Below are 6,770 nucleotides of genomic sequence, written 5' to 3'. Positions count from 1 at the left end.
CTGCGTGATGGGCGCTTCGCCCTTGCGGGCAACCGCGACGACATCGCGGCGGAACTCTTCGGGAAAGGCTTTGGGCATGATGAACATCCTTCCACCCGCAAGGATCAAATCCTCACAGGCAAAGTGTCAATCAAACCTTCAGCAGTCCCCTCCCACTATTCCTAGGGCAAGGTATGCCCTGAATCGGGCTTCGTTTTTTTGCCGTGCCATGTTCACTACCTCGCCGTGGGCTCCCACGCGTATCGGATTGCGGTCGATGTAGCGAGAGTTGATGAGGCGGCAACAGATGAAATGAACGGACCACTTGTCAGGAGTCGTTCAAGCCGCCCACGCGCGGAAGCTTTGACTTGGCGGTACACGTCGTGTTCGACATCGATGTGGTAGAGAACTTTCGAACCGTACTCGTTCAGGGCGGTTTGCAGGCTCTCAAGCGGGCCGGGATCCGGGAAAGAATCCGAATAGGTGAATGCCGGGAGCCGGTCGTACAGTACGATCATGTCTAGAAAAGTGATAAGCGAGGTATGATCCTGATTGGTCGCTTTCCAGCGACTTTCGCTCTCGGTGCCGGCGGTCTGCTCGCTCCCGAGGAAGGACTGCCCCATCCGGTATATCAGCGGGTCCGCGACCAGTCCGAGATCGGCTGTCACCAGATCATCCCACTGCGCGAACTTGTGAACTGTCACGTCATGCATGCCGGCGCCGATCAGTCCGCTGACAGTCGTACGATGTGCTTTTCCGGAATCCAGGCGCAGACGGGGATCCTATCTCGAGAGCTGAAGCGGGACGCTCCTTCCATAGGTGCGGAGGATTTCCCCGGGATCCGGTGGCATCAGGGTTGGGGCATGGTCTAGGACGATCAAGAGCGACCGGTGCGCCTGGTCCTGAGAGGCAAAATACGTCGCCCGAAGCTTCCTCCGGTGCGAGCATGTCGAAGTCGTGATTGTCTCTGACCAGCTTCTCCTTGCTCGAGGGCCAATTGGGTTCCATAGGTTCTCTCCGCGAAATCTGCTGAATCCTGGCAGGGACTCCAGTCGATTTGGACGATTTTCGTTCGGCCCTTTCACGGTCTAGGGGTGCACAACGCTATCGTCCATCAGCAGCGTTACTCCGGCGTTACGACCAATTGACCAAAGGGCTCAGGCCACCTCGGCGTCAGCGCCATTTTCCGAAGTCGTTGGCACGGAATGTCCACAATCGTCTGCACCGCGGAGGCCGTTGCCATCCGGTGCGCCCGTTCTGCATGGGCGCCACACTGCGACTGGACCTGCCTTCCAGCCCGGAACATGCCAAGATTCGCGCCCGGAGCGTCGCCGGCCACCGCGGAAGCGGCGCCGACGCGACATCATCAGTATTCGCCGTCTTCGCGGACGCACCCTGGACAGCGCAACGACGGCAATTCCTCCGTCCAATCATCCACGAACTCGCACAACAGCTGGCAGAGTCCGGCATGCCAATCCGTGCAGGCTGGATCGTGGGGCCTTCATCCTTCGCCGAATACCAGCCACACACAGCTTCCTCTGCGCCGGGAAGTCCCGCTCGAGCCTGTCCAGTCGAGCTGCATCAATGCGGAACTCATTTTCCGTGGCAGCCCTGTAGAGGCCAGCCTCACCGTCACCCTCCCCCGACCCGCCGCGTGGGCATTTCACCGATGACGTCCGACGCCGGGAATCCCCGACGACGGCGACTGGCGCCTTCGGTTCAGACCAGTCACGCCGGCCGCCCGTCGACGTTGATGCCGCTGTCCGATGACGCGCCAGAGGAATCTGGTACGACCAAGGTAGACGAGCCAGGGCGGCCGTCTCGCCGCGGGATCAGGAAAGTCATGTCACAACGACTCCATGGGCGCATGACCTCGTATCAGCAGAGATGAAATAAGGACGAAGGGAACCACCACCAGCAACGGCACCTCACGCACACCGGTGTGGACAATGTACACATCACCTTTGGCCGGATAAAAGGCCGCCCACCTTTCCCCAAAGCCCACACGAAGGAGCGAATCGGCCCGAAAAGATCCAAAGAAATTCACATCAGGTCATGTCGTCACCACATCAACACGGCATGAATAGGTACAAGACCAACCACGCCCACGAGAACACGAGAAAGGAGACCCGAATGACGCCACATCCCAGCAGGCGGAGGCCCCACAGCCAGGGCACCTGACCCCGCCACCCACACAATTTCACAGGCCACAGCGGCAGCCAGGCACCAGCCCGGACCAGCGTCAGAGGGTCCCGAGCAGGGTCAATGTCCACACGTTAAAGCAAAATAAGCTCAAAAGCCCCGTGATCATTGGCTGCTCTGCGCCCGAGGCTGGAATCGGGCCCCCCTGTGCAAGAGCGTAAGCTAATTCCTGATTCTTCAGGCCACGGCCTAATGCCCATGCTGTTGTCGGCTGACGCTCCAGGCGGAATCGGGGCAGTGGTAGCCCGCGACTTTCCGTCAAGTCGGCGGAGGGCGACTTAAGTAAGAGTGAAATGCCAGGGCAAGAGATGATCGTCCGTTATGTGCAGAGGCTCCGAAAGGAACAGACCGCGCACTCTTCTGAGCGGCGCCTTCTGGTACTCAATGATTGCTGGCGGTCCCTGCACGCAACCCGGGCGCTCATACCCAGCGGTGATCTCCTCTACCAGAAGGCACCACAAAAGCAGACGGCCAATCACAGAGGCTAAGCAAAACAGGAGGAGATCACCAGGGGAACGCTCCACATCAACACAGCAGCTGACGTGATCGGCCTGACCGGGCCCAGCCTGGGCTATAGGCCTCAAGAGAGTCTGGTCTGCGTAACGCTGCAAACAGCCGGATGGGAGCCACCCTGCGACTAGACCTATCCTCCAGCCCCGACCACGCACAGATGTACGCCCGGCAAGTCGCCAGCCACGTCGGAAGCGACGCAACAGCATCAGTGTTCGCCATCTTTGCAGACGCCACTCTGGAACGCGGGACAACCGGAATTCTTTCGTCCCATCAACCACGAACTCGCGCAAGGACTGGCAGAGATTGGCATGCCCGTCCGTGCCGGCTGGATCGTTGGACCCCATCCTTCGCCGAGTACCAACCACACACAATGTCGTACGACCCGGAAGTCCCGCCTGCGGCTATTCAGTCGAGCTGCATCAACGCCGAACTTATCCTCCGTGGCAGCCAAGCACAGGACAGCCTCACCATCGCTCTCCCCCCGTTCCCGGCCCCGTGGGCCATCGCCGACGACGTCCGACGCCGGGAATCTCCGACGACGGCGACTGTCGCCTTCGCGTCCGACCAAATCACGCCCCGCCGCTCATCGCCCTAGGCACGGAGTGATGGGCCAACATATTTGTCATCGGTGATATTAGTCGATTGTTCCGACCAAGTAATTATCCAAATACGCGAAGCGAAATGGTTGCTCCTAGAAGCACAAGGGCTGGTTTTGTGATCGGTAGTGATCTGGCCGTAACCTTGGACTTCGCCCGCTCGCGGATCGCGGTCGGGTCCCGCACGGCTCTTCCTTCCTCAGCCGCAGGCCGACGTACTTTGCGATATCGGTCGAGACCCAATGGCTCACCCGGCTTCAGCGCTCAAAATTGCTGCTCGGAAAGAAGATCGACCGTCTCAACAGGGCTCAGGATGACCGGAAAGAGGCTTCCTGGTTGCATCCTGGGCAACACTTCGGCCAGACGTGCCCTCAATTCGATCACACCGTCGCCCGCGGCTCCAGAGGTATGCAGATGGGGCAACTGCCGCCAGGCCAGCGCCGTTGCGTCCGTCGTGCGAGGCAGCGCAAGTGAGGACAGCCGAGTGGGAGCGACGGAAGTGGCATATTCGCGACCCCGAGACTCGAGCAGAAACACTTCAAGGTCCKACCAGTTCGAGTACACGACCGCTGCATCCTCCACCATCTTCGGATCGAGGCGGCGACCAGCAGCCAACCGAATATGCCCCGCCACAACGAGAGGCAGCGGAGAGGGCGAGGCTCCAGTGACGACATCTGACAGCTCGCCATCAGAGAGGATCGGCAACGCAGCCACCGCACTCTGCTCATGGAAGGTTCGCCACGCTTCCGCCGTGCGACCCAAGGAGTCCGTGTTCGCTAAGTCGAGATCCGTTTCGATATGGACGAGCCGACCTCTGTCGTCACGGGCGAGACGGAGGGCGAATAGCGCGCCATGACCGACCCACGGAAGATGACAGTCGAATCGACGACCGGTGCCGTCAGGTCCCTCGCTGAGCGTCAGCACCGTTGCAATTGGGTCGCTGTCCACCCGGATCACGATGTCGTACAAGGACGTTCCCCGGCGATCGACCCGGACAAGGGTGAGTTCCGGAGCCGGACCTGACTCCTCGTCCAGCGCACCGAGATGCTTGCCGGACCAGATCTCAGCCATACCAGCGTCACCAAACGGATCTTCCCCCTCGTTTGCTCCGATCAGCTGGCCCGAGGTGGGGTCCACGAATTCGACTGTCGCAGTTCGACCCAGTCGCTCAGATTCCCGCACGCTCGGCGGGCTGCTTGGAGCGAACCCGTCACATGCAAGCTCGCTCATCACGAATCGCCCTGCCGACTGGCCGCCCTTCATCACTCGCTGCGTTGCGGGGCTCTCATACGTGCGCAGGAGTTCGGCGATCCGGGCGTTCATATACTCCTGAAGCTGGTCGATTGGCATGACGCAGTCATCGCTGTCATGCACCACCGAGTCGGCAGGGGGAGCCGTGAGTCCTGAGAGCAGCGCTTGACCAAACAGGGTGAGACCGTCATCGACAGAGCGTGGTCCGAATGCCTGCTGCCCGCTGGAACTTCCATACAACACAGGCGCATCCAGATCCGGGTTGGACCGGGAGTTGTCCAGTGGGTTGAGCACCTGTGTACCGGTGAGGCTTACACCAAGGTCGCGCAGACGCGGATGATCGTTCCGGCAGGCGTCGATCAAGTAGAGCTGCTGCGAGACGCCGCAGGCAGCCAGAGCCTGACGCAAATCTCTGACATTGATCGCGCGGTTCACCAAGCCGCGTTGGAGGTAGTCACTCGGTAGCAATAGCTGCTCATCCAGCATTCGTTCCAAACCGTGGCCGCTGAAGAAGAACACCAGTCGACTGCGCTGTGCATTCTTGGCTGAAAGTTCGCGGGCTGCGGTGTACCACTCCCAGATCGCATCCTCGCAGTTACGGAAGGTCGGTTCCAAAACTCCGGCAAGGCCCGGCTCCGCCCGCAGCTCGTCCTCGGTCGGTGACGCGAGGAGCCAGCAGCGTGCGAGCGGTTTGCCGGACACTCGGTACGCCTCCCGCAGCCACTCCGCAAAACGGTAGGCAGTCAGCGCCGAAACGCTGAGCTCAGACAATCCATAAGTGTCCGTAGTACGGCCAATTCCAGACTCGCCCCCGAGGTGCGCGTAGCGGCTGGCGCCGATGACCAGCGCGAGCGTCCGAGGACCTTCACCACGCTTTTCCGGGTCGGTCACGCCCGTCATTCTGAACCACCACCGTCGAGCCAATCCACCGCGCGGAGCTTCTCGGCGAAACGCCGGTAAAAGCTCGGGCGCTTCAAGTAGCCGCCGTGGGCGCTCAAGAGAGACAAACCACTCGAGTAGGACTCGTCGTTGACGCCTTCCACGATGCCAGCGGCGCTGTAGCTGAGGAAGTCGTTGTAATCCCACACGTTCCACCAATGGCCCAAGCGATCGCGGGACGGAGCCGGGGCTGCCTGATTTCGTGGCGAGTGCGTCAAGAACAGGTCAAGTTCCTGGAACAGTCCCACCTGAGATGCGGTCGCGCACCAGAAGTCGATGCGAAGTTGTGCTGCGTCAGGCTCCCGCTCGAGGAAGCTGGTTGCCAGGTCGTAGACGATCTGGCCACCCATACTGTGCGTGACGACGATCATTGGCTCGGTGGGGACCAGTCGACGACATGCAGCGCGCCTCATCGTCTCTAGCACGGCAGCGGGGATGGGACCGGGATCTCCCGGCGTTCCGCGCCCGGCCAAGTACACGAAGACATCTCCGAGGAAGGTGGTGACAGCATCGTTCAAGGGCCCTCGGACCTCGGCCATCGCGCGTGACAGCACGAAGCCGGGCACATGTGTGAGGCGGCTCACGGACTCCGAGACGCGTTGCCGCCACGCCGATGTCCAGCCTTGACCTGCCCCCATTCCGATCAGTGAATCGGTTGGCCCCTGATACCGGGCCTCGACGAGCCCGAAGAGATAGTCGACTTCTGCGTCGAGGTCCTCGCACTGCTCGACGCCCGCGCGCGTCGAGGGGTCACGCGCAACCTCGTCAGCGGCAATGGTCCAGGCCGCCACTCTCTTCTGCGCAGCCGCACTCGCATCGGCATCGCCGACTTGCGTTCCAGCGAACGAAGTCGGATCTTCCGGCATTGCCGCGACGAGCAGATCGCTGAGTTCATCAGAACCGAGATCGCTCAACGTCGAAGCTTCGACCGCCTGCGCGGGCCCCGACGGTGCCAGTCGGTCCGATTCCGCGAGGTGCCCGGATGGAAGCCAGGGTGAATCGAAGGAGTCGGCGAACTCGGCCATCAACGCCGCGGAGACGCGATCGCTATCGCCCGCCCCCAGACCGAGGAGCGGCCCGCGGGGTCTCGCGAGCCCGCCGAGCGGCGTGGATGCAGCAAGGTCACCCCAGTAAGCGATCTCCACCGCGACATCATTCGGCCGGTCAGTGATGACGGGCGCGATGTATTCGCGAAGCAACGCCTCGATCGCTTCCCAGGACTCCCGGTAGCCTGAGCTGTTATCGCGCGTGGCGACACCGTGAACGTAGACGATCGGCATTTCCACTCCT

Annotated in this window: 3 protein-coding genes; all 3 read right to left on the bottom strand. The window is 61.4% G+C overall.

Annotated elements, in window-relative coordinates:
- Nucleotides 1–215: 215 nt before the first annotated feature.
- Nucleotides 216–647: a hypothetical protein gene (locus AC1DFR_RS22010; RefSeq protein WP_476872176.1), complete on the bottom strand. Its 432-nt coding sequence runs from the start codon at nucleotides 645–647 to the stop codon at nucleotides 216–218.
- Nucleotides 648–3,554: 2,907 nt separating this feature from the next.
- The gene (locus AC1DFR_RS22005) at nucleotides 3,555–5,432 is read right to left on the bottom strand and encodes a caspase family protein (protein WP_476874471.1); all 1,878 of its coding nucleotides are present in this window, start codon (nucleotides 5,430–5,432) and stop codon (nucleotides 3,555–3,557) included.
- Between the two features lie 5 nt (nucleotides 5,433–5,437).
- A complete protein-coding gene (locus AC1DFR_RS22000) occupies nucleotides 5,438–6,760 on the bottom strand; it encodes a hypothetical protein (protein ID WP_476872178.1) in 1,323 nt (440 codons plus the stop codon).
- Between the last annotated feature and the right edge of the window lie 10 nt (nucleotides 6,761–6,770).

Source organism: Arthrobacter sp. 05T410, assembly GCF_056396505.1.
Note: the sequence above shows the minus strand (reverse complement) of the source record. Positions and strands in the feature narration are given on the sequence as shown.